At 67.6% G+C, this 21,534-nt stretch carries 21 protein-coding genes and 1 tRNA gene; 12 read left to right on the forward strand and 10 right to left on the reverse strand.

The genetic code is table 11. The annotated features are described in order from the left end of the window. The first annotated feature begins 48 nt into the window (after positions 1-48). Together ACW4E8_RS09190 and ACW4E8_RS09195 are read left to right on the forward strand one after the other, a co-directional pair. Complete coding sequence (locus ACW4E8_RS09190) at positions 49-843, forward strand: thymidylate synthase (protein ID WP_456804210.1); 795 nt, start codon at positions 49-51, stop codon at positions 841-843. Next, complete coding sequence (locus ACW4E8_RS09195) at positions 840-1,340, forward strand: dihydrofolate reductase (RefSeq protein WP_035815758.1); 501 nt, start codon at positions 840-842, stop codon at positions 1,338-1,340. The genes ACW4E8_RS09190 and ACW4E8_RS09195 overlap by 4 nt, the downstream gene beginning before the upstream one ends. A gap of 66 nt (positions 1,341-1,406) precedes the next feature. On the opposite strand, the gene pmbA is transcribed toward ACW4E8_RS09195, so the two are convergent. Further along, the gene (gene pmbA / locus ACW4E8_RS09200) at positions 1,407-2,774 is read right to left on the reverse strand and encodes a metalloprotease PmbA (protein WP_456804211.1); all 1,368 of its coding nucleotides are present in this window, start codon (positions 2,772-2,774) and stop codon (positions 1,407-1,409) included. A 49-nt stretch (positions 2,775-2,823) separates the two neighbouring features. Here pmbA and yjgA point away from each other — a divergent pair, with 49 nt between their 5' ends. Both yjgA and mog read left to right on the forward strand, forming a co-directional pair. Then, positions 2,824-3,444: a ribosome biogenesis factor YjgA gene (gene yjgA / locus ACW4E8_RS09205; protein ID WP_456804212.1), complete on the forward strand. Its 621-nt coding sequence runs from the start codon at positions 2,824-2,826 to the stop codon at positions 3,442-3,444. After that, positions 3,441-4,079, forward strand: coding sequence for a molybdopterin adenylyltransferase (mog, locus tag ACW4E8_RS09210; RefSeq protein ID WP_456804213.1), 639 nt, complete (start codon positions 3,441-3,443; stop codon positions 4,077-4,079). The genes yjgA and mog overlap by 4 nt, the downstream gene beginning before the upstream one ends. A 60-nt stretch (positions 4,080-4,139) precedes the next feature. Here mog and ACW4E8_RS09215 read toward each other — a convergent pair whose 3' ends face one another. Both ACW4E8_RS09215 and orn read right to left on the reverse strand, forming a co-directional pair. Continuing rightward, positions 4,140-5,021 carry an AEC family transporter gene (locus tag ACW4E8_RS09215; RefSeq protein ID WP_456804214.1) on the reverse strand — a complete coding sequence of 294 codons (882 nt, stop codon included), beginning with the start codon at positions 5,019-5,021 and terminating at the stop codon, positions 4,140-4,142. A gap of 123 nt (positions 5,022-5,144) precedes the next feature. Further along, positions 5,145-5,786, reverse strand: coding sequence for an oligoribonuclease (gene orn, locus ACW4E8_RS09220; RefSeq protein ID WP_456804215.1), 642 nt, complete (start codon positions 5,784-5,786; stop codon positions 5,145-5,147). Between the two features lie 227 nt (positions 5,787-6,013). Here orn and ACW4E8_RS09225 point away from each other — a divergent pair, with 227 nt between their 5' ends. Genes ACW4E8_RS09225 through ACW4E8_RS09235 form a run of 3 tightly spaced genes read left to right on the forward strand, consistent with a single transcriptional unit; the run spans position 6,014 to position 8,568 of the window. Continuing rightward, the gene (locus tag ACW4E8_RS09225) at positions 6,014-7,261 is read left to right on the forward strand and encodes a M48 family metallopeptidase (protein WP_456804216.1); all 1,248 of its coding nucleotides are present in this window, start codon (positions 6,014-6,016) and stop codon (positions 7,259-7,261) included. After that, positions 7,258-8,229 carry a ribosome small subunit-dependent GTPase A gene (gene rsgA / locus ACW4E8_RS09230; protein WP_456804217.1) on the forward strand — a complete coding sequence of 324 codons (972 nt, stop codon included), beginning with the start codon at positions 7,258-7,260 and terminating at the stop codon, positions 8,227-8,229. Before ACW4E8_RS09225 ends, rsgA begins: the two co-directional genes overlap by 4 nt. Positions 8,230-8,262: 33 nt before the next feature. After that, positions 8,263-8,568, forward strand: a complete 306-nt coding sequence (locus tag ACW4E8_RS09235; protein WP_456804218.1) for a putative signal transducing protein — start codon at positions 8,263-8,265, stop codon at positions 8,566-8,568. A gap of 30 nt (positions 8,569-8,598) precedes the next feature. On the opposite strand, the gene ACW4E8_RS09240 is transcribed toward ACW4E8_RS09235, so the two are convergent. Both ACW4E8_RS09240 and ACW4E8_RS09245 read right to left on the reverse strand, forming a co-directional pair. Beyond that, positions 8,599-9,594: a CobD/CbiB family protein gene (locus tag ACW4E8_RS09240; protein WP_456804219.1), complete on the reverse strand. Its 996-nt coding sequence runs from the start codon at positions 9,592-9,594 to the stop codon at positions 8,599-8,601. 179 nt (positions 9,595-9,773) lie between these two features. Next, positions 9,774-10,472, reverse strand: coding sequence for a pirin family protein (locus tag ACW4E8_RS09245; RefSeq protein ID WP_456804220.1), 699 nt, complete (start codon positions 10,470-10,472; stop codon positions 9,774-9,776). Positions 10,473-10,624: 152 nt separating this feature from the next. Here ACW4E8_RS09245 and ACW4E8_RS09250 point away from each other — a divergent pair, with 152 nt between their 5' ends. Together ACW4E8_RS09250 and gluQRS are read left to right on the forward strand one after the other, a co-directional pair. Beyond that, entirely contained in the window at positions 10,625-11,545 is a 921-nt protein-coding gene (locus ACW4E8_RS09250) for a LysR family transcriptional regulator (RefSeq protein WP_456804221.1), read from the forward strand. A gap of 11 nt (positions 11,546-11,556) precedes the next feature. After that, positions 11,557-12,483 (forward strand): tRNA glutamyl-Q(34) synthetase GluQRS, encoded by a 927-nt coding sequence (gene gluQRS / locus ACW4E8_RS09255; protein WP_456804222.1) that lies wholly within the window; start codon positions 11,557-11,559, stop codon positions 12,481-12,483. A 219-nt stretch (positions 12,484-12,702) separates the two neighbouring features. On the opposite strand, the gene ACW4E8_RS09260 is transcribed toward gluQRS, so the two are convergent. Next, positions 12,703-14,199 (reverse strand): DEAD/DEAH box helicase, encoded by a 1,497-nt coding sequence (locus tag ACW4E8_RS09260; protein WP_456804223.1) that lies wholly within the window; start codon positions 14,197-14,199, stop codon positions 12,703-12,705. 318 nt (positions 14,200-14,517) lie between these two features. On the opposite strand from ACW4E8_RS09260, the gene ACW4E8_RS09265 reads away from it, so the two are divergent. Further along, entirely contained in the window at positions 14,518-14,664 is a 147-nt protein-coding gene (locus ACW4E8_RS09265; protein ID WP_456804224.1) for a hypothetical protein, read from the forward strand. A gap of 36 nt (positions 14,665-14,700) precedes the next feature. On the opposite strand, the gene ACW4E8_RS09270 is transcribed toward ACW4E8_RS09265, so the two are convergent. From ACW4E8_RS09270 to ACW4E8_RS09280, 3 genes are all read right to left on the reverse strand, one after another. Next, complete coding sequence (locus ACW4E8_RS09270) at positions 14,701-15,711, reverse strand: tripartite tricarboxylate transporter substrate binding protein (protein WP_456804225.1); 1,011 nt, start codon at positions 15,709-15,711, stop codon at positions 14,701-14,703. Between the two features lie 198 nt (positions 15,712-15,909). Next, positions 15,910-17,556 (reverse strand): acyl CoA:acetate/3-ketoacid CoA transferase, encoded by a 1,647-nt coding sequence (locus ACW4E8_RS09275; RefSeq protein WP_456804226.1) that lies wholly within the window; start codon positions 17,554-17,556, stop codon positions 15,910-15,912. A gap of 603 nt (positions 17,557-18,159) precedes the next feature. Further along, entirely contained in the window at positions 18,160-18,513 is a 354-nt protein-coding gene (locus ACW4E8_RS09280) for a DUF1428 domain-containing protein (RefSeq protein WP_010813628.1), read from the reverse strand. Between the two features lie 409 nt (positions 18,514-18,922). Between ACW4E8_RS09280 and ACW4E8_RS09285 the strand changes: the two genes are divergently transcribed. Then, complete coding sequence (locus ACW4E8_RS09285) at positions 18,923-19,114, forward strand: hypothetical protein (protein WP_456804227.1); 192 nt, start codon at positions 18,923-18,925, stop codon at positions 19,112-19,114. Positions 19,115-19,147: 33 nt separating this feature from the next. After that, positions 19,148-21,394 carry a phosphocholine-specific phospholipase C gene (locus ACW4E8_RS09290; protein ID WP_456804228.1) on the forward strand — a complete coding sequence of 749 codons (2,247 nt, stop codon included), beginning with the start codon at positions 19,148-19,150 and terminating at the stop codon, positions 21,392-21,394. Between the two features lie 61 nt (positions 21,395-21,455). Here the strand turns inward: ACW4E8_RS09290 and ACW4E8_RS09295 are convergent. Continuing rightward, positions 21,456-21,534: transfer RNA gene (locus tag ACW4E8_RS09295), tRNA-Ile, on the reverse strand.

Here is a 21,534-nt window from a genome sequence, read left to right on the forward strand (position 1 = left end):
GCTTTGCGGGACCAGCGCCCGCGTCACTTCCCATCCCGCCCCGCGCCGATGAAACAGTACCTCGACTTCATGCGCCATGTGTACGAGCATGGCACCGACAAGGCCGACCGCACCGGCACCGGCACGCGCTCGGTGTTTGGCTACCAGATGCGCTTCGACCTGCGCGCAGGCTTCCCGGTGGTCACCACCAAGAAGCTGCACCTGAAGTCGATCATCCATGAGCTGCTGTGGTTCCTGCAGGGCTCGACCAACGTGCGCTGGCTGCAGGAGCACGGCGTCACCATCTGGGACGAGTGGGCCGACGAGAACGGCGAACTGGGTCCGGTCTACGGCTCGCAATGGCGCTCGTGGCCGGCGCCGGACGGCCGCCATATCGACCAGATCACCGACCTGGTGGCGCAGATCCGCGCCAACCCGGATTCGCGCCGCCTGATCGTATCGGCCTGGAACGTGGCCGACATCCCGCGCATGAAGCTGCCGCCCTGCCACGCGTTCTTCCAGTTCTACGTGGCCGATGGCCGGCTGTCGTGCCAGCTCTACCAGCGCAGCGCCGATATCTTCCTGGGCGTGCCGTTCAATATCGCCAGCTATGCGCTGCTGACCCACATGATGGCGCAGCAGACCGGGCTGGAAGTGGGCGACTTCGTCTGGACCGGCGGCGACTGCCATCTGTACAACAATCATTTCGAGCAGGTGCAGACCCAGCTGGCGCGCGAGCCGCTGGCGCTGCCGCAGTTGAAGATCCTGCGCAAGCCCGACAGCATCTTCGACTACCGCTACGAAGACTTTGAACTGACCGGCTACCAGTCGCACGCCGCCATCAAGGCACCGGTGGCCGTATGACGCTGCTGACACTGGTCGTCGCCCGCGCCCGCAACAACACCATCGGCCGCGACAACACGCTGCCTTGGCGCCTGCCGGAAGACCTGGCGCACTTCAAGCGCACCACCATGGGCGCGCCCGTGATCATGGGCCGCAAGACCTGGGACTCGATCGGCCGCCCGCTGCCGGGGCGCCGCAATATCGTGGTCAGCCGTAACCCGGACCTGCGCATCGAGGGCGCCGAGGTGGCGGCCTCGCTGGAAGACGCCCAGCGCCTGTGCGTGGGCGCGGAGCAGATCTTCCTGATCGGCGGTGCGCAGCTCTATGCCGAGGCCATGCCGTGCGCGGACCGGCTGGTGGTGACCGAGATCGATGCGGACGTGGAAGGCGATGCCTTCTTCCCGGCGATCGACCGCACTCAATGGATTGAAACCGCGCGCGAAACGCATCATTCGGAGGCGAATGGCTTCGACTATGCCTTCGTCACGTATGAGCGGCCGCCGTCGGACGAGTCGTAAGGCATTGCGCGGGAAATAAAAAAGCAGGCCAGCCGGCCTGCTTTTTCTTTGGGTGGCGCGCGCCGCTCAGGTGCCGGCAATCGTCATCTGCTCAAGCAGGATCGAGCCGGTTTCCTTGGTGCCGCGCACCAGCGAATCCGCGCCGATGGCGACGATCTGCTGGAACATCTCGGCCATATTGCCGGCGATGGTGATTTCCTCCACCGGGTACTGGATCACGCCGTTCTCGACCCAGTAGCCCGAGGCGCCGCGCGAATAGTCGCCGGTCACGTAGTTGACGCCCTGTCCCATCAGCTCGGTCACCAGCAGGCCGGTGCCGAGCTTGCGCAGCATGGCCGGGAAGTCGTCGCCGGGCTCGGTCAGCGTGCTCGTCAGCGTCAGGTTGTGCGAGCCGCCGGCGTTGCCGGTGGTCTGCATGCCGAGCTTGCGCGCGGAATAGGTCGACAGGAAATAACCCTGCACCACGCCGTCGCGCACCACGTCGCGGGCACGGGTGCGCACGCCTTCCTCGTCGAACGGGGCGCTGCCCATGGCGCCCGGGGTATGCGGCTGCTCATGGATCTGGATATGCGGCGCAAACACGGCCTGGCCCAGCGAATCGCACAGGAAAGTGGATTTGCGGTACAGCGCGCCGCCCGACACCGCCTGCACGAAGGCACCCAGCAGCCCCGCGGCCAGCGGCGCCTCGAACAGCACCGGGCAGCGGCGCGTGGACAGCTGGCGCGCCTGCAGCCGCGCCAGCGCGCGCTCGGCGGCGTAGCGGCCGATGTCCTCAGGCGCGGCCAGCGCCAGCGGCGAGCGCTTGGACGAGTACCAGTCATCGCGCTGCATGCCGCTGCCGCTGCCGGCGATCGGCGCGCACGAGATGAAATGGCGCGAATACGGATAGCCGCCCGAGAAGCCGCGCGTGGTCGCCAGCACGAACTGCGAATGCTGCGCCGACACGCTGGCGCCGTCGCTGTTGCGGATGCGCGGCGACACCGCGAAGGCGGCGGCCTCGGCGCGGGTGGCGATGTCGATGGCGCGCTCGGCGTCCAGCGCCCAGGGGTGGAACAGCTCCAGGTCCTGTGGCGCGCGTTCCAGCAGTTCTTCCTCGGCCAGGCCGGCGCAATCGTCCTCGGCCGTGAAGCGGGCGATGTTGTAGGCGGCCTCGGCAGTGGCGCGCAGCGCGGCCGGCGAGAAGTCCGAGGTGCTGGCATTGCCGCGGCGCTTGCCGATCATGACCGTGACCCCGACCACCTTGTCGCGGTTCTGCTCGATGGTTTCCACCTGCCCCTTGCGTACCGATACCGACAGGCCGCTGCCTTCGGATATCTCCGTGGCGGCGTCGGTCGCCCCAAGTTCGCGTGCAACGCGCAGCACATCGGCGGCCATCTCGCTGAGCTGGGCCTGGGTGTAGGTGAAGTGCGCGGTCTGTTCTGCGATCTGGTCCATGCTGGGCGGGTGTCATCAAAAGTCCAAGCGGCAATCATAGCAAGATAAAATGCCGGGCATGACGCGAAATTCCCGTAATCCGAATGGCTCGCGCTTTCCCGGAGGCTTTGCGCCCGAACCGGAAGACGACGAACCGAAAAGCAAGTCGCAGCGCAAGCGCGACATGACCGCCCTGCAGGGCCTTGGCGCCGAGCTGGAAGCGCTGGCCAAGGACCGCCTGGCGCGCGTGCCCATGCCCGAAGCGCTGGCCGACGCCATCCACCAGGCCCGCCGCATCAACAGCCACGAAGGCAAGCGCCGCCAGATGCAGTTCGTGGGCAAGATCATGCGCGGCCTCGAGGACGAAGAGGTCGAGGTGATCCGGCAAGCGCTGGAGGGCTTCAAGGGCACCAGCAAGGCCGAAACCGCCCGCATGCACCTGATCGAGCGCTGGCGCGAGCTGCTGCTGGCCGACGACGCGGCGCTGACGCGCTTCCTCGCCGAGCATCCCGGTATCGACGTGCAGGCGCTGCGCAACACCATCCGCAACGCGCGCAAGGAAAAGGAGCAAAGCAAGCCGCCGCGCTATTTCCGCGAGCTGTTCCAGGCGATCAAGACGGCGCTGGACGTGAAGGATGGCAAGGCCGGCGCCGCCGAGGACCAACCCCCTACCCCGGAGCCCGAGGCATGACCCAGACCACGCAGCCGGTTGTCCGCAACCATCCCGACGAACTCGTTGTCGGCTTCGTTTCGATCTCGGACCGCGCCTCGGCCGGCACCTACCAGGACGAAGGCATCCCGGCGCTGCGCGAGTGGTTCGGGCGCACGCTGACCACGCCCTGGCAGGCGCTGGAGCGGCTGATCCCGGACGAGCAGGCGCAGATCTCGCGCACCCTGATCGACCTGGTCGACGTGGCCGGCTGCGACCTGGTGCTGACCACCGGCGGCACCGGCCCGGCGCGCCGCGACGTGACGCCCGAGGCCACGCTGGCCGTGGGCACCAAGGAAATGCCCGGCTTTGGCGAGCAGATGCGCCAGGTCAGCCTGCATTTCGTGCCAACCGCGATCCTGTCGCGCCAGGTGGCGGTGATCCGCGAGACCGCCAGCCGCGCCGCGCTGATCATCAACCTGCCCGGCCAGCCGCGCGCCATCCGCGAGACCCTTGAGGGCCTGCGCGATGCCGATGGCAAGGCCGTGGTGCAAGGGATCTTTGCTGCGGTGCCGTATTGCATCGACCTGATCGGCGGCCCCTACATGGAAACCGATGAGGCCATCGTCAAGGCCTGGCGCCCGAAAAACGCCGTGCGGGCCAAGCCCGCGGCGTAATCTCACCAATCGCGCCAATCGCCCCCAGGCGCCCGCCTGCGGGCTCCCCCTCCCCGCGCCTCAGCGCAAGCCCAGGTACAAACCCACCGGCACGAACACCACCGCGGCGATATTGCCCAGCAGCACGATCGACGCCACCTGGTCCGGGTCCTGCCGGAAATGGTCCGCCACCAGGAAGTTCAGCACCGCCGGCGGCAGCGCGGCAAACACAAAGAGCAGGCCACGCTGCAATTCGGTCAGCGGCACCCACTGCGCCAGCAGCAGTGCCACCGCAATGCCCGTCAGCGGGCACGCCGCGGCGCCGACCAGGCCCATGCCCCAGTTGCGCAGGCTGACGTCCTTCATGCGCACGCCCAGCGCAAACAGCATCAGCGGCACGGTGGCGTCGCCCAGCAGCTTGACCGACTGGTAGACCGGGTCCGGCAGCGTGAACCATGGCCGCGCCAGCGCCAGCGCCACGCCCGCCACGGTGGCCAGCACCATGGGGTTGCGCGCGATCTGCGCCATCGACGCATGGCGGTTGACGATCTTCATGCCGATGGTGAAGTGCATCAGGTTCGATGCCGCGAACAGCGCCACCGCCGGCGCCAGCCCCGCCGGACCGAAGGCAAATACCGACAGCGGCAGGCCCATGTTGCCGCAGTTGTTGAACATCATCGGCGGCACAAAGGTGCGCGGATCGGCCTTCAGCAGCCGCGCCAGCGCCCACGCCAGCACGCCCGAGCCCAGCACCACCGCCACCGCGCAGCCCAGCAGCACCAGCTGGTCGGCCAGCACGAAATCCTTGCTTCCGAAGGCCGACACCACTAGCAGCGGAGCGATCACGTCCAGCGTGGCGCGGTTGATGCCGGCCATGTCCGGATGCGCCTTGCGCCCGTACAGCCACCCGACCAGGATGATCAGGATGACCGGCGTGATGATGGAGACGATGCGCTCAAGCATGGGCAGGCGGGTGGGGCGCGCCCCGGGGCAGCGCACGGCCGCCCGGCAGCGGCAACGCGGCCGCCCGGTGCGGGCGACCCGTCGCTTGTGGTGGGTTGTTGTTTTGGGAGCAGCTGGCCCCGGTTATTGCGCGGGCGTGTCGGCGGCTGGCGCGTCGGCCGCCGGCGCATCGGCAGCCGGTGCAGCGCCCGGCACGGTGTGACGGATAAAGTGCGTGCGGTAGTAGCGCAGTTCTTCCACCGATTCCAGGATGTCGGCCAGGGCCGTATGCAGCTGGCGCTTGATAAAGCCCTTGTGGATGGCCGGCTCCCAGCGCTTGCACAGCTCTTTCAGCGTGGACACGTCCAGGTTGCGGTAGTGGAAGAACGACTCCAGCTTGGGCATGTAGCGCGCCATGAAGCGGCGGTCCTGGCAGATCGAGTTGCCGCACATCGGCGACTTGCCGGCCGGCACCCAGCGCTTGAGGAAGGCCAGCAGCTCGGCCTCGGCCTGATCTTCGGTCAGGGTCGATGCCTTGACCTTGTCGATCAGGCCCGAGCGGCCGTGGGTGCCCTTGTTCCAGTTGTCCATGCCATTGAGCACGGCGTCGCTCTGGTGGATCACCAGCACGGGGCCTTCGGCCAGGATATGGAGTTCGGAGTCGGTAATGACGATCGCTATTTCGATGATGCGATCGGTATCCGGCTGCAGACCGGTCATTTCCATGTCCAGCCAGATCAGGTTGTTTTCACTTTTGACGGATTTGGCGGTGGCTTGGCTTGTCATCGGGACTGCGGAAGATAGGGATTTCAGGGAAGCGGCCGCGGCAGGGCCGGGCGCGAACAATTTATAATTCTCGCATATCCGTCCGGAATGGCCGTTTGCGCACCAGCGCCGGGGCGTTTTCCGGATATCCCGGACCGCCGCCTGCCCCACCCCGGGGCCCGGCGGTCCCAACGGACGCCCGCCGCGCACAAAGCCGGGCGCCCGCACCCACAACAAGGCTCTTGCCGATGTTCACGATTGTCTTTCTCGCCGCCCTGGTGCTGATGGTGCTGACCAGGCTCTGGCTGGCCGCCCGCCAGGTCCGGCATGTGGCGCAGCACCGCAATGCGGTGCCGCCGCGCTTTGCCGACACCATCACCCTGGCCTCGCACCAGAAGGCCGCGGACTACACCATCGCCCGCACCCGGCTGTCGATGCTCGAGGTGCTGGCCGGCGCCGCGGTGCTGATCGGCTTCACCATGCTGGGCGGGTTGCAGTGGCTCAACCAGTCCTGGCTGGACACGTTCGGCCCGGGCTATGCCTACGGCGTGGCGCTGGTGGCCAGCGTGGCGCTGATCGGCGGGCTGGTCGACCTGCCGTTCTCGCTGTACGGCCAGTTCGGCATCGAGGAGCGCTTCGGCTTCAACAAGATGACGTTCGGCCTGTGGCTGGCCGACGTGGCCAAGATGCTGGTGGTGGCCTGCGCGCTGGGCCTGCCGCTGCTGCTGGCGGTGCTGTGGCTGATGGAGCGCGCCGGCTCGCTGTGGTGGGTCTGGACCTGGCTGGTGTGGATGGCCTTCAACCTGTTCCTGCTGGTGGTGTTCCCGACCTTTATCGCGCCGCTGTTCAACAAGTTCGAGCCGCTCACCGACGAAGCGCTGCGCGAGCGCATCGAGGCCCTGATGAAACGCTGCGGCTTTGCCAGCAAGGGCCTGTTCGTGATGGACGGCAGCAAGCGCAGTGCCCACGGCAATGCCTATTTCACCGGTTTTGGCGCGGCCAAGCGCATCGTCTTCTTCGATACCCTGCTGGCGCGCCTGTCGGGCGACGAGATCGAGGCGGTGCTGGCACATGAGCTGGGCCACTTCAAGCGCCGCCACGTGGCCAAGCGCATCGTCGTCACCTTTGCGCTGAGCCTGGTGTTCCTGGCGCTGCTGGGCTGGCTGGCCACGCGCAGCTGGTTCTACACCGGGCTGGGCGTGGTGCCCAACCTGGGTGTGTCAAACAACGCGCTGGCGCTGGTGCTGTTCTTCCTGGCGCTGCCGGTGTTCACCTTCCTGCTGGGGCCGCTGTCGAGCCTGTCGTCGCGCCGCCATGAGTTCGAGGCCGACGCCTTTGCCGCCGACCAGACCGATGCCGGCAACCTGGTGTCCGCGCTGGTGAAGCTGTACAAGGACAACGCCTCGACGCTGACGCCAGATCCGCTCTACAGCGCCTTCTACTACTCGCATCCGCCCGCCGCGCAGCGGATCGACCGCCTGCTGGCGCACGCATGAGCCGCGCCGCGCGTCACCGCAACGCCGGCGGCGGCAGCCATGCCGGCAAGACCACCGAATCCGCGCTGATCATCGCCGCCCATGGCCGCCACTACGTGGTCGAGCTGGGCGACGGCACGCGCATGCATGCCTTCCCGCGCGGCAAGAAGAGCGACTGCGCGGTGGGCGACCATGTCAGCGTGGAACGCGCCGCCGCCGACCAGTGCGTGATCACCGCGGCCTCGCCGCGCAAGAACCTGCTGCACCGCTCCGACCAGTTCAAGTCCAAGCTGCTGGCCGCCAATATCGACCAGGTCGTGATCGTGCTGGCAACCGAGCCGGGCTTCTCCGAAGACCTGCTCGGCCGCGCGCTGGTGTCGGCCGAGGCGATGGAGATCCGGCCGCTGATCGTGCTCAACAAGACCGACCTGCCCGACCGGCTGGAAGAAGCGCGAGGGCGCCTGGCGCTGTACCGCGAGCTGGGCTACGACACGCTGGAGCTGTCGGTGCGCGCCGACCCGGCGCAGACGCTGGCCACGCTCAAGCCGCGCCTGGCGGGGCTGGCCAGCATCCTGATCGGGCAATCGGGCATGGGCAAGTCGTCGCTGCTGAACCTGCTGATTCCGGGCGTGGATGCGCAGACCCGCGAGATCTCGGCCAAGCTTGACTCCGGCAAGCACACCACCACCTTCACGCGGCTCTATCACCTGCCGGCCGAATGGGGCACCGTGGACGGCCGCCCGGGCGCGCTGATCGATTCGCCTGGCTTCCAGGAATTCGGCCTGTACCACCTGAGCGAGGGCATGCTGGAACGCGCCTTCCCGGAGTTCCGGCCGCTGCTGACCGAGTGCCGCTTCTACAACTGCCACCATGTCAACGAGCCCGGCTGCGGCGTGCTGGCCGAGGTCGCATCGGGAGCGATCTCCGAGCGCCGCCACCAGCTCTACATGCAGTTGCTGCACGAATCCAACCAGCAGAAGCCGTGGTAAGGTAAGCGCACCTGGGTTACCCGGTGCGCTGCCATGAAACTGCTGCTGTCCGCCACTTCCCTCGTCCATGCGGCCCATTGCCGGAACGTCCTGCAGGCGGCCGGCATCCGGGCGGAATTGCGCAATACCTGGCTGGCCGGGGCAACCGGCGAGATCCCGTTCCGGGAGAGTGCGCCACAGGTGTGGCTGGTCGATGACGAGATGGAAGCACAGGCGTGGGCCGTGCTCAATGCCGCCGCCAACCCGGCGCCGGGGCCCAGCTGGCAATGCCGCCACTGCCTGGAATGGCACGAGGCCCAGTTCGGGGCCTGCTGGCGCTGCGGCTCGGCCCGCGACTAGCGCGCCGGCAGCGCGGTTTCCATCCCCGCTTCAGCCGACCCAGAGCGCCAGCGACAGCATGGCGAGCAGCAGCATCCACAGCACCACCGCGCGCCATACCAGGCCCACGGCCGACTGCAGCGTGCGCACGCCGGGCTCGGTGCCGAATTCGGGCGGCACCGGTTCCGGGCCGCCGTTGTCCTCTTCCATGCCGGGCGCATAGTCCACGGCCGGGCCGGCCACGCTGGCGCGCAGCACCACGGTGGAATCGTCCTCGGCCAGCGGCGTGCCCAGGCGCACGCCCAGCGCCCCGCCCCCGCTGGCAAGCAGGATGCCGTTGACGGCATCGTTCCACTTGCGCGCATGGTTGCGCCAGGCGTAGACCGCATCCTCGAAGTTGCCGACGATGGCAAAGCCGATCGCCGTCAGCCGCGACGGAATCCAGTCCAGCAAATAGAAGGCGCGCGCCGCAAAGCGGCCCAGCGCGGGGCTGCGCTCGGTCGAGGGCAGGTTCCAGTAGCGGCCGAGGTATTCGGCGGTGCGGTACAGCACCACCCCGCCGGGGCCGACCGGCACCAGGAACCAGAAGAACACGCCGAACACATGCCGGTGCACGGCGATGATTGCCGCTTCCAGCGTGTGCCGCACGATCTCGGAGACCGGCATCTCGACGGTGTCCAGGCCGGTCCACTCGTGCAGCAGCGTGCGCGCGGTATGGACGTCATCGCGGTTCAGGGCCTCGTGGATGTCGGTGAAGTAGTGGCTGAACTGGCGAAAGCCCAGCGTCATGTACAGCACCAGCACATTCCAGGCGAGCGTCAGCGCCACGCTGATCGAGGCCAGCAGGTAGTGCACCACGATCACCGCCAGGGTCAGCGGCACGACCACGGTCAGCCAGGCCAGCGCGGCATCGCGCGGCCGGCCGGTGTCGAAGGCGTGTTCCGCGCGGTCGCCGAGTGCGCGCACGATCTCGTGGATCGGGTTGTTGCGGCCCAGGGCGCGGAACTGTTCAGCGATCAGCGCCAGGAGAATAGAAACAAAGGTCATCTTGGTACGGGGTGTTCCAAGGGCACGCCTGGCCCTTCCGGGCTTGCCGGCGATGTGCCGGTGCAGGCGCAATGCATAGCGAGAAGATAGCACAGCGCTACCTGCCGGGGCCCGGCGCGCAGTGCAAAAAGCAAAAGCCCGCCAGAAGGCGGGCTCTCGCATGCGGCAATGGACGATGCTCAGGGCAGGTCGAACACGAGCACTTCGGCGCCATCGCCGCCGGATAGCGCAACTTCAGCCACGTCCGCCAGCCTGGCTGCGTCGCCGGCTTCAAGCGCCTTGCCGTTGACCGTCACCCGGCCGCGCGCCACGTGGACATAGGCGCGGCGGCCCGGCGCAAGCGCCAGCGTGGCGGCCTCGTCGCCATCGAACAGGCCGGCGTACAGGCGCACGTCCTGGTGCACCACCACCGAGCCCTCGGCGCCGTCGGCGCTGGCCACCAGGCGCAGCCTGCCGCGCTTGTCGGCTGCGTTGAAATGCTTTTCCTCGTAGCCGGGGTCGATGCCGTTCTCGGCCGGCATGATCCAGATCTGCAGGAAGTGGGTGGTGTCGTGCGCGGCGTGGTTGTACTCCGAATGGCGCACGCCGGTGCCGGCGCTCATGCGCTGCACGTCGCCCGGGCGGATCACGCTGCCGTTGCCCATGCTGTCCTTGTGGGCCAGTTCGCCCTCAAGCACGTAGCTGATGATCTCCATGTCGCGGTGGCCGTGGGTGCCAAAGCCCATGCCCGGCGCGACGCGGTCCTCGTTGATCACGCGCAGTGGCCCGAACTGCACATGTTGCGGGTCATAGTAGTCGGCGAACGAGAACGAATGAAAGGACTTCAGCCAGCCATGATCGGCGTAGCCACGCTCTGCAGACTTTCTGATTTCAATCATTTTGATGGCCCTCCTTGAGCCTGTTGCCCGCAAGCACTGGCTTGGTAACCGTGTCGCGGCATACGTTTTCGCTTTTGATGCTAGGAAGTTTAGGGCTTGAGGCGTATATTTACGGGGATCGACTTAGAAGCAGTCATTCAGAATTTCTGAACATGGCACTCTCGCTAGAATCCCTCGAAGTCCTGGACGCCATCGAACGCAAGGGCAGCTTTGCAGCCGCCGCCCACGAGATGGGCAAGGTCCCTTCCGCGCTGACCTACGTGGTGCGCAAGCTGGAAGAAGACCTGGACGTGCTGCTGTTCGACCGGCGCCGCCACCGCGCCGAGCTGACGCCGGCCGGGCGCGCCCTGCTCGATGAGGGCCGCCACCTGCTGCATGCCGCCGATGACCTGGCACGGCGCGTCAAGCGCCTGGCCACCGGCTGGGAGGCCACCCTCACCATCGTGGTCGACGACCTGATCAACTTCCGCGCGCTGCTGCCGGTGATCCACGACTTCTATGCCGAGAACACCGCCACCCGGCTGCGCTTTTCCAAGGAAGTGCTGGGCGGCGCCTGGGATGCGCTGGTCAACAACCGCGCCGACCTGGTGATCGGCGGCGCCTACGATGCGCCCAGCACGCAGGGCTTCCAGATCCGGCCGATGGGGGCGATGCCATTCGTGTTCGCGGTGGCCGCGCACCATCCGCTGGCCACCGAGGAAGGCCCGCTCACCACCATCCAGATCGCCAGGCACCGCATCGTCGCGGTGGGCGACACCTCGCGCAACCTGCCGGCGCGCACCCACGGCGTGCTGGCCGGCCAGGACGTGCTGGTGGTGCCCACCATGCGCGACAAGCTGGAAGCGCAGATCCGCGGGCTGGGCTGCGGCTGGCTGCCGGCGCCGATGGCGCAACCCCATATCGAAAGCGGCGTGCTGCAGGCGCGCGAGACCGTCGAGGTGCGCGCGCCCGGCAACTTCAAGGTAGCCTGGCGCACCAGCAACCGCGGCAAGGCGCTGCAGTGGTGGGCCAGCAAGCTGGAAGACCCGCGCCTGGCGCAGGCGCTGCTGCAGCAACCCGACTTCGCCGGCTGAGGGCAGGCCTCATGGTAGTGACGGCAGTACCGACGGTTGCCGCGGCAGCCGGCTATCGCGGCCGCTTCGCCCCCTCGCCCACCGGGCCGCTGCATACGGGCTCGCTGGTCACCGCGCTGGCCAGCTGGCTGGACGCGCGCGCGCACGGCGGCCAGTGGCTGGTGCGCATCGAGGACATCGACATGCCGCGCTGCGTGCGCGGCGCGGACGAGGGCATCCTGCTCACGCTCGAGCGCCTGGGCATGACGCCGGACGAGCCGCCGGTGTGGCAGAGCCGGCGTGAACCGTTCTATGCCGATGCGCTGCGCCGCCTCGACGCCGCCGGGCAGCTCTACCCCTGCGGCTGTTCGCGCAAGGAGATCGCCGATTCGCTGGTGCACGTGCGCGAGCGGCACCAGACCCTGGGCTATCCCGGCACCTGCCGCCACGGCCTGAACGGCAAGCTGCCGCGCGCCTGGCGCGTGCGCGTGCCTGACGGCCCGGCCGCCACCCTCAGCTTCGACGACCGCTGGCAGGGCCGCCAGTGCCAGGACCTGGAGACCGAGCTGGGCGACTTCGTGCTGCGCCGCGCGGACGGGCTGTGGGCGTATCAACTGGCGGTAGTGGTGGATGACGGCCTGCAGGGAATCACGCATATCGTGCGCGGCGCCGACCTGCTCGACTCGACGCCGCGCCAGATCCACCTGCAGCACCTGCTGGGCCTGCCCACGCCGGCCTACCTGCACGTGCCGGTGGTGGTCAACGAGACCGGCGAGAAGCTGAGCAAGCAAAACGGTGCGCAGGCAATCGACACCACCGCACCGCTGGACGCGCTGCGCGAAGCCGGCACCCACCTGGGGCTGTCGAACCACGCGGAGAATGTGAAGGACTGGCTTGCGCGTGCCACCGACGGGTGGCGCCAGCTGTTGGCCAGGCTGCCGCAGCCCCCGCACGGCTAGTGTCCTGTTCCGTAGATAACTTGCCAAAATGAAATCGTCCAGTTGTCTGTCAGGCTAGGCGCGAGGAGGCGCCATAGCCATAGCTATGGCAACGACGAGCAACGACGCATGGCGGCCAACTGGGCGATTTCATGGCAAGGTATCTGCGGAACAGGACACTAACGGGCCCATAAAAGCAAATGGCCCGCGCAGGCGGGCCATTGTTGGGCTACGGCAGGATCAGGACTTGCGCGGTGCGCCGCCCAGCAATGCCGCCACCGGCCGCTTGGGCGCCTGGCGGCCGCGGGTCAGCGCAGCGGCCACTTCATCGGCCGCCTTGGCCTGGGCGACGCTGGCGGCGCTGGGCTCGTACGGGCGCGAGAAGAACGGATCATCCGCGGTACGGAACACCTGGCGGTTGGCGCTGTGGTCGTGGCGGCGCGGACGCTCTTCGCCCTCGCCGCGCGCGCGGCGCACGTCGCTACGCTCGCGGCGGCGCTCGGTGTCGCCCTGGCGGGCGCGCTCGCCGGTGGGGTCGAAGCCTTCCAGCTTGCCGCGCGGGATGCTGCGCTTGATCAGCTTCTCGATATCGGACAGCAGGCGCTCGTCATTGCCCGGCACGTAGATCGACAGCGCATCGCCGCTGGCGCCGGCACGGCCGGTACGGCCGATGCGGTGCACATAGTCTTCGGCGCTGTACGGCACGTCGAAGTTGACCACGCACGGCATGTCGGGGATATCCAGCCCGCGCGCGGCCACGTCGGTGGCGACCAGCGCGTCGATGGTGCCGGTCTTGAAGCCTTCCAGCGTCTGCATGCGCTCGGTCTGGGTCTTGTCGCCGTGGATGGCGGCGGCGTTGATGCCCTCGCGCTCCAGGTGGCGCGCCAGGCGCGAGCAGCCGATCTTGCTGTTGACGAAGACGATGCACTGGCGCGACAGCCCCTGCTCGGCGCGCTGCTTGAGCAGGTGCACGACCGCCGCCTGCTTGTGGCCGTCTTCGACCAGGTACACCATCTGGCGCACATTCTCGTTGGTCGAGTTGCTGCGCGCCACTTCAATGGTGACCGGGTGCTTCAGGTAGCTGGAGGCCAGCCGCTTGATTTCCGGCGAGAACGTGGCCGAGAACAGCAGCGTCTGGCGATGCGCCGGCAACAGGTTGATGATGCGCTGCAGGTCCGGCAGGAAGCCCATGTCGAGCATGCGGTCGGCTTCGTCCAGCACCAGCATCTGCACCTGCGACAGGTTGACCGACTTCTGCTGCACGTGGTCCAGCAGGCGGCCGGGCGTGGCCACCAGGATCTCCACGCCGCGGCGCAGGGCGTCGGTCTGCGGGTTCATGTCCACGCCGCCGAACACCACGGTGCTGCGCAGGTCGGTGTGCTTGGCGTAGCGGGCGACATTGTCGTAGACCTGGTCGGCCAGCTCGCGCGTGGGGGTCAGCATCAGCGCGCGCACCGGGTGGCGTGCCGGCGAGGCGCTGGCATTGGCCAGCGGCAGCAGGCGCTGGATGATCGGCAGCGCGAAGCCCGCGGTCTTGCCGGTGCCGGTCTGAGCGGCGCCCATCATGTCCTTGCCTATCAGCACGACCGGGATGGCCTGTGCCTGGATCGGGGTGGGCGTGGTGTAGCCCTGCTCGGACAAGGCGCGCAGGATGCGCGCGTCCAGGCCGAAGCTGTCGAATGTCTGCACGGCGGTCTGCCCCGCGGTAGTGGGTTCTGGTGCGTTCGTAGTGGTCATGGGTATCGGTGTCTGGCGGGAGGCGAACCCGGCACAAACGGATACGCGTCTGGAACTCATCTCGCCCTGACTCTCGCCTGGCGCCGGGAGGGTTCCGGCACGGCCGTGCTGGCTGCAGCATTTGGCCAAGAGAATCAAAGACTTACATTTTAGCACCTCTGCCAGCACAGTGGGCGTTCTGGCAGCAGCGTGCGCCTGGCGCGACAGTTGGCGGCGCAGGCTGGCGGGATTTCAAGAAACTGTCATATCGGCCACGCAAGATGCCGGCGGCGCGGTGGCCACGGCCGGACCGCGCAACCCCATCTCACCGAGACCTACATGGACTTCGAGCTTTTCCGCCAGACCTGCCAGCAGTTCCTGCGCACCTCCAGCCAGTTCCTTGGCCTGGCCGCGGCCGCCTGCCAGCCGGCACTGCCATTGCCGGCGCTGCCGGCCAGCCAGCCGCAAGCGCAGCAGCCCGCCTGAGCTTCAGCCGGGCCACCGTAGCGGCATCCGAATCACTCAGTCGCCGCGGATGCCGTTGTCCTGGATCACCTTGCTCCACTTGCTGTAGTCGGCCTTCATGCGCGCGGCCAGCTGGTCGGGCGGCATATAAGCGGCCACCGTGCCGGCGCCCAGCATTTTCTGCTGCACGGCCGGATCGGCCAGCGCCTTCTTCAACTCGGCCGACAGCGTGGCCACGGCCTCTTTGGGCGTGCCGGCCGGCGCCAGCAGCCCGCCCCAGGCGGTGGCGTCGAAGCCCGGGAAGCCCTGTTCGGCCACCGTCCTGACGTCGGGCGTGAAGCTCACGCGCCTGGACGAGCCCACCGCGATCGGGCGCAGCTTGCCGGCCTTGATGTGCGGCAGCGCGGCGATCATGTCCGAGAACATCATCGGCACCTGGCCAGCCAGCAGGTCGGCGATGGCGGGCGCGCTGCCCTTGTACGGCACGTGCTGCACGTCGAAGTGGCCCAGGTTCTTCAGCAGCTCGGTCGACAGGTGGCCGAAGCTGCCGTTGCCGGCGCTGGTGTAGTTCAGCGCGCCGGGCTTGGCCTTGGCCTTGGCGATGTACTGCGGCAGGCTGCTCACGTCCGGCATCGCCTGCGGATTGACCACCATCACGATGGGCAGGTCATAGGCCGCGCCGATGGGCGTGAAGTCCTTGAAGATGTCGTAGCCCTTGCGGTTGATCAGGTGCGGCGCCAGCAGCGTGGGCGTGGCCAGCACCAGCAGCGTGTACCCGTCGGCGGGACTCTTGGCGACGTTCTCGGCGCCGATGGTGCCGGAGGCGCCGGGGCGGTTGTCCACCACCACCGGCTGCTTGAGGGCTTCGCTCATCTTCTGGCCGATGATGCGCGCGGCGGTGTCGGTCGGGCCGCCCGGCGGGAACGGCACCACCAGGCGGATCGCCTTGCCGGGATAGGCCTCGGCAAAGGCCGGCGCGGCGGCGAGCGGCAGCGTGGCGGTCAGGAAGGCGGCGCCCAGGCGGCGCGCGAAGTGACGGCGGAAGGTACGGCGGCTAGTGCTCTGCATGGTATGGCTAAGTCCTGCGGTAAATCGCGATAAGTCGAAAATCGATACGCGGCTCAGTGCCGCGCCGGGATGAAGCGACAGCGGTTCAGTAACGTCATGACAGATCCTGGCGTGCCTCCTCGCGAACCGGTCATGGCCGGCCCGTCTGCTTGATGCATATGGCGGCGGTGCTTGCGCCGCCGGCCGCGAATGACAGGATTACAGGTGCAGGGGCCCGGCCTGGAACAGGCGCGCGTCCATCTCGCGCAGGTCTGGCGCCACGGCCACGGGCGTCGCGCACTGGTCCAGCACATCGCGCTGCAGGTCCACGCCCGGGGCGATCTCGACCAGCGTGAGGCGGGCTTCGCCGTCTTCGCTTCCTTCACCACCTACGCCAGCGCGCATCTCGAACACCGCGCGCTCGGTGATATACAGCACCGGGATGCCGAGCGACGCCACATAGGGCCCGTTGAAGCTCAGGTGCGACACCTCCGGCACGATCTTCTTCACGCGGCCTTCGCGCACGATCTGCAGGCGGCCGTCGCCGGCGCGGACTTCCAGCCCGCCCGCCGTCAGCGTGCCCATGAACACCACCGCGCGCGCGCTCTGCGTGATGTTGATAAAGCCGCCGACGCCGGCAATCAGCGCGCCCTCGCCTTCGCCGAACTTGCTGACATTGACGTTGCCGTGGCCATCCAGCTCGGCCAGGCCGAGGATGGCCAGGTCGATGCCGCCGCCCTCGTAGAAATCGAACTGCGCGGGCTGGTCCACCACCGCCTCCGGATAGGCCGAGGCACCGAAGCTGAGGCCATCCGCAGGCGTGCCGCCGATGGGGCCGGCCTCGACGGTCAGCGTGAAGCCGTCCAGCCCGGCCTGGTGCGCCAGCATGCCGACCGCTGCCGGCATGCCCACGCCCAGGTTGACCACGCGCGGCGCACGGCGCGCCAGCTCCATCACCGCACGACGCTGCACGATGGTGCGCGCGTCGAGCGGGCCGGCAGCCACCGGCGCCGCTGCCGCTTCGACCACGGCTGCCTCGCCCTGCCACGGCGTCACGTAGGCCGGGTTGTAGGACTCGGCAAACGTCATCTGGTGGTTGGCGGGGTTGTCGCAGACCACCACGTAATCGACCAGGATGCCGGGCACGTGGATGGCCTGAAGGATCTCGTGGTGGTCGACCAGGCTTTCCACCTGCGCGATCACGATGCCGCCCGAGTTATGGGCCGCCTGCGCCATGGCCAGCAGCTCATGGTGGAAGGCTTCGCGATGCGTGCTGAGGTTGCCGCGGGTGTCGGCCGCGGTGCAGCGGATCAGCGCGCAGTGGATCGGGAAACTCGGGTAGAACAGGTATTCGTCGCCGCGGAAGTCGACCGCATCGACCCAGCATGCCTTGCCCTCGGCAATGGCCTGGCGCGCGCGCTCGTTGACGGCGCCGCCGTGGTAGCGCGCATCCTGCGCGGTGCGCGGGTCGACGAAGGTATGCAGGCCGATCTTGGTCATCACGCCGGGCTTGCCGCCGGCGATGGCGCGGTACAGGTGCGTCAGCACGCCCTGCGGCAGGTTGTAGCCCTCGCACTGCTCGGCCATGGCCAGCGTGGCCAGCCGCGTGGCCGAGCGCCAGTGGCCGCCGACGATGCTGGCGGTCATGCCGGCATTGCCGAAGTGGTTCACGCCGCGCGCGCCGCGGTCGCCCTGCCCGGCCGAATACACCAGCGTCAGGTCGCGCGGCAGCCCGCTCTGCAGGAAACGCTGCTCCAGCGCCTCGGTCACGGCCTCGGCATGGCCGGCGCCGACAAAGCCCGCGCTGGCCACGGTCCAGCCATCCTGCACGAGTGCCGCCGCTTCGCGTGCGGTGATCACCTTCATCGCTGTCTCCGGTTTCGTTGTGCCGTCCCGCATCGGTGGCGAGACGTTTTTTCCGTGCATTTCATTTTTGCGAAGCCGCCGTCGGCCCATGTAGAAAAGCCCCGCGTGCCGGGGAGGCAGCGGGGCTCAAATGGTAGCGGGGCAATCTGCTCGACCACCCACGCCTTGATCTTGGCGCATCGCGCCACGGCGGGCATCCCCCAAATGTGGGCCATTGCCATGCCGCGTTGCCGGCAGGCCGCAAACGCGCCCTGCAAAGCCCGTCAATCATGGCCCTGTCGCATTCCTGAAGGAATCCGGGTTTTCGCCGAGCGGGTTTTCGCCAGCTTCCGGCCAGCGGGCGGATGCGGTCTACTGGACTCACATCGACGGCCTGGCACCGCAAACGCCGGATCGCCGCAGCCGATGGTGCCTCAGAACAAGTCCAATGACCGGGAGACAGACCATGGTGACGAAGAAAGAAGACGCTTTCGTACTGAAGAACCTTCTCGCCCTCGCAGCAGTGGAAACCCTGGGCGGCGCGATTGCCCTGGGCATGGTCTTCCACCTGATCTGAACTGGCTTGCCTGCGCGCCGGCGCTGCCACGCCGGCGCCCGGCCCGCTCACTCGTCGACAATCACCTCGAAGCCGCCAAAGATCATCCGCTGGCCATCGAACGGCATCGGATCCATTCCTTCCTTCAGGCGCGGGTCTGCCATCGCCGCCTTCATGCCGGTGTCGCGCTTCTCGCGCGATGGCCACAGTATCCACGAGAACACCACCGCTTCATCCTCCTTGCGCTGCACCGCCATCGTAAAGGACGTGACCTTGCCTTCCGGCACATCGTCACCCCAGCATTCCACCACCTTCAGCGCGCCGTGCTCCTTGAACACCGCGGCTGCCTTCTGCGCCACCTGGCGATAGGTCTCGCGAGTGGCCTGGGGTACGGCCAATACAAATCCGTCGATATAGGACATGGATTCCACTCCTGGTCAGATTGAACCGGATTGAATCGGGCGAATCGGATCAAACGCGCGATTGCGTCTGACTACCATAGTCCATCGCCGCGCCCTCAGCGGGTGGTCCGGTGCCCACGCCGGTCGACCTCGAACACCATGTTTTCCCGAAACCGCTGCCGCAGCCACTCTGCTCGGCCCGGCGCGGGCAGCGCCAGGTGGATGTGGTGGGGCCGGTCCTGGAGGACGAAGCCGCGGCACCGCACGCAGGCTTCTGGAAGTAGCCACTTTGCCTGCCGTCCGCCCCAACCCGGCGGACGGCACGGATCGTGCGTTGGACATGCTGTCATCGACACGTCACCCCGCCTTCCTACACTCGCCTGGCTCCGGCTCCCAGCAGCCGCCACACCAACCCAGCCAGGCGAACCCGATGCTCCCCTGCAAACTCCCAAGAACCCTGGCCGCGACCCTGATCGCGGCGGCATTGCTCACCGCATGCGGTGGCGATGACGGCGGCGGCAACCTGTCGCCGTCCGCGACTGTCACGCCGAACGCACAACCGGAACAGACCGGCAAGAAGCCGGACAAGCGGCTCGACCCGGTGATCCGCTGCGCCCCCTGACAACACAAGTCCCGACGCCAATCCGACAAGACCATGGTCTCTCGCCGCAACTTCCTGCAAGCCGCAGCCGGCACCGGCTTCGCCGCCGCCGCGCTGGCCGCGTTCCCGCCCAGCATCCGCAAGGCCCTGGCCATCCCGGCCAACAATGCCACCGGCACCATCAAGGATGTCGAGCATGTGGTGATCCTGATGCAGGAGAACCGTTCCTTCGACCACTACTTCGGCACGCTCAAGGGCGTGCGCGGGTTCGGCGACCGCTTCACCATCCCGCTGCCCAATGCGCGCAAGGTATGGCAGCAACAGCGCTCCAACGGCGCCGTGCTGACCCCGTATCACCTAGATGGCACCAACAACAACGCGCAGCGCGCGGCCGGCACACCGCATGCCTGGGTGGACAGCCAGCAGGCCTGGGACCACGGCCGCATGGCCAACTGGCCGACGTACAAGACCAATACGTCGATGGGCTACTTCAAGGAGAAGGAGGTCCCGTTCCAGTTCGCGCTGGCCAATGCCTTTACGCTGTGCGACGCGTACCACTGCTCGATGCATACGGGCACTGACGCGAACCGTTCGTTCCACCTGACCGGCACCAACGGCCCGACCGCCGCCAACGTGGCCTTCGTCAACAATGAGTGGGACGCAATCGACGGCCTGCCCGCATCGGCCAACACCGGCTACACCTGGAAGACCTACGCCGAGCGGCTGGAAGCAGCCGGCATCAGCTGGATCTGCTACCAGAACATGCCGGACGAATGGGGCGACAACATGCTGGGCGCGTTCCAGCAGTTCCGCAAGGCCAACCTGGCGTCGGGCTTCCCGGTATCCAGCGGCGGCGCACCGGGCGCACCCTATGCCAACACCGGCCAGCCGCTGCCGTACCACGCCTACGATGCGGCCACCGACAACGCCGCCAACCCGCTGTACAAGGGCGTGGCCAACACCCTGCCCGGCACCAAACCCGAGGAATACCTCGACGCCTTCCGCCGCGATATCAAGGAAGGCAGGCTGCCGCAGGTTTCCTGGATCAACGCACCATCGATCTACTGCGAGCATCCCGGCCCGTCCAGCCCGGTCCAGGGCTCCTGGTTCCTGCAGGAAGTGCTGGACGCACTGACCGCCGTGCCCGAGGTCTGGAGCAAGACCGTGCTGCTGGTCAACTTCGACGAGAACGACGGCTACTTCGACCACGTCCCCTCCCCCTCCGCGCCGTCGGTGAACCCCGACAAGACGCTGGCCGGCAAGGCGACGCTGAGCGATGCCGAGATGCAGGCCGAATACTTCAACCATCCGGCGCCGCCGGGCAGCAGGACCCAGCCCGCTGCGGACGGCCGCGTCTACGGTCCCGGGCCGCGCGTGCCGCTCTACGCGATCTCGCCGTGGAGCCGCGGCGGCTGGGTCAACTCCCAGGTGTTCGACCACACCTCCGTGCTGCGCTTCCTGGAAGCGCGGTTCGGCGTGGCCGAACCCAACATCAGCCCGTTCCGCCGCGCCGTTTGCGGCGACCTGACCAGCGCGTTCAACTTCAAAACGCCTAACTCAGAAGCCCTGCCCACCCTGGGCGGCCGCACCACGCGCAGCGACGCCGACCAACTCCGCAAGGCCCAGCAGGCCCTGCCCGCGGTACCGCTGCCCGTCGACATGCAATTGCCGCTGCAGGCCACCGGCACGCGCCCGTCACGCGCGCTGCCGTATGAGCTGCACACCAGCGCACGCTGCAGCGCCGTGGGGCAGGTCGAACTGGTGTTCGCCAACACTGGCACGCAAGCCGCGGTGTTCCACGTCTACGACCGCTACCAGCTGGGCCGCATTCCGCGCCGCTATGTCGTGGAAGCCGGCAAGTCCCTGAGCGACACCTGGAACGTGTTCCAGGACAACGCCGGGCAATACGACCTGTGGGTGCTGGGCCCCAACGGCTTCCACCGCCATTTCCGCGGCGATACCAACCGCATCGGCGACACCGGCATCGCACCGGAGATCCGCGTCTGCTACGACATTGCCAATGGCGATGCCTACGTCGACCTGATCAACGCCGGCCGCAGGGCCTGCCACTTCAACATCCAGGCGCTCGCGTACCGAACCGATGGCCCGTGGCCGGTCACCGTCGGCGCCAACGGCGACAAATCCGTGCATTGGTCGCTCGAGGAAAGCGGACAGTGGTATGACTTTGCCGTGACGTGCGATAGCGACCCGGGCTTCTACCGCCGCTTTGCGGGGCGGGTGGAGACCGGCAGGCATACGGTGAGCGATCCGGCGATGGGGTTGGTGGTGGCGCAGGACTGAGCAGTATTTCGAGGCAAGAAAAAAGGGACTGCAGGTATCAACCTGCAGTCCCTTTTCACATTGGTGGGCCTCCCGTGAGTCGAACACGGCACCAACGGATTATGAGTCCGCTGCTCTAACCAGGCATGAGCTAGAGGCCC

The sequence above is a fragment of the Cupriavidus sp. CP313 genome (assembly GCF_054072015.1).

What these genes read in the sequence shown, in the direction of transcription:
- orn (WP_456804215.1), bottom strand. Translation starts at nt 5,786, where the DNA reads ATGACAAGCCAAGCCACCGCCAAATCCGTCAAAAGTGAAAACAACCTG.
- ACW4E8_RS09215 (WP_456804214.1), bottom strand. Translation starts at nt 5,021, where the DNA reads ATGCTTGAGCGCATCGTCTCCATCATCACGCCGGTCATCCTGATCATC.
- ACW4E8_RS09240 (WP_456804219.1), bottom strand. Translation starts at nt 9,594, where the DNA reads ATGACCTTTGTTTCTATTCTCCTGGCGCTGATCGCTGAACAGTTCCGC.
- pmbA (WP_456804211.1), bottom strand. Translation starts at nt 2,774, where the DNA reads ATGGACCAGATCGCAGAACAGACCGCGCACTTCACCTACACCCAGGCC.
- ACW4E8_RS09195 (WP_035815758.1), top strand. Translation starts at nt 840, where the DNA reads ATGACGCTGCTGACACTGGTCGTCGCCCGCGCCCGCAACAACACCATC.
- ACW4E8_RS09275 (WP_456804226.1), bottom strand. Translation starts at nt 17,556, where the DNA reads ATGAAGGTGATCACCGCACGCGAAGCGGCGGCACTCGTGCAGGATGGC.
- ACW4E8_RS09190 (WP_456804210.1), top strand. Translation starts at nt 49, where the DNA reads ATGAAACAGTACCTCGACTTCATGCGCCATGTGTACGAGCATGGCACC.
- ACW4E8_RS09290 (WP_456804228.1), top strand. Translation starts at nt 19,148, where the DNA reads ATGGTCTCTCGCCGCAACTTCCTGCAAGCCGCAGCCGGCACCGGCTTC.
- ACW4E8_RS09250 (WP_456804221.1), top strand. Translation starts at nt 10,625, where the DNA reads ATGGCACTCTCGCTAGAATCCCTCGAAGTCCTGGACGCCATCGAACGC.
- ACW4E8_RS09260 (WP_456804223.1), bottom strand. Translation starts at nt 14,199, where the DNA reads ATGACCACTACGAACGCACCAGAACCCACTACCGCGGGGCAGACCGCC.
- ACW4E8_RS09225 (WP_456804216.1), top strand. Translation starts at nt 6,014, where the DNA reads ATGTTCACGATTGTCTTTCTCGCCGCCCTGGTGCTGATGGTGCTGACC.
- gluQRS (WP_456804222.1), top strand. Translation starts at nt 11,557, where the DNA reads ATGGTAGTGACGGCAGTACCGACGGTTGCCGCGGCAGCCGGCTATCGC.
- ACW4E8_RS09280 (WP_010813628.1), bottom strand. Translation starts at nt 18,513, where the DNA reads ATGTCCTATATCGACGGATTTGTATTGGCCGTACCCCAGGCCACTCGC.
- mog (WP_456804213.1), top strand. Translation starts at nt 3,441, where the DNA reads ATGACCCAGACCACGCAGCCGGTTGTCCGCAACCATCCCGACGAACTC.
- ACW4E8_RS09265 (WP_456804224.1), top strand. Translation starts at nt 14,518, where the DNA reads ATGGACTTCGAGCTTTTCCGCCAGACCTGCCAGCAGTTCCTGCGCACC.
- rsgA (WP_456804217.1), top strand. Translation starts at nt 7,258, where the DNA reads ATGAGCCGCGCCGCGCGTCACCGCAACGCCGGCGGCGGCAGCCATGCC.
- ACW4E8_RS09235 (WP_456804218.1), top strand. Translation starts at nt 8,263, where the DNA reads ATGAAACTGCTGCTGTCCGCCACTTCCCTCGTCCATGCGGCCCATTGC.
- ACW4E8_RS09245 (WP_456804220.1), bottom strand. Translation starts at nt 10,472, where the DNA reads ATGATTGAAATCAGAAAGTCTGCAGAGCGTGGCTACGCCGATCATGGC.
- yjgA (WP_456804212.1), top strand. Translation starts at nt 2,824, where the DNA reads ATGCCGGGCATGACGCGAAATTCCCGTAATCCGAATGGCTCGCGCTTT.
- ACW4E8_RS09285 (WP_456804227.1), top strand. Translation starts at nt 18,923, where the DNA reads ATGCTCCCCTGCAAACTCCCAAGAACCCTGGCCGCGACCCTGATCGCG.
- ACW4E8_RS09270 (WP_456804225.1), bottom strand. Translation starts at nt 15,711, where the DNA reads ATGCAGAGCACTAGCCGCCGTACCTTCCGCCGTCACTTCGCGCGCCGC.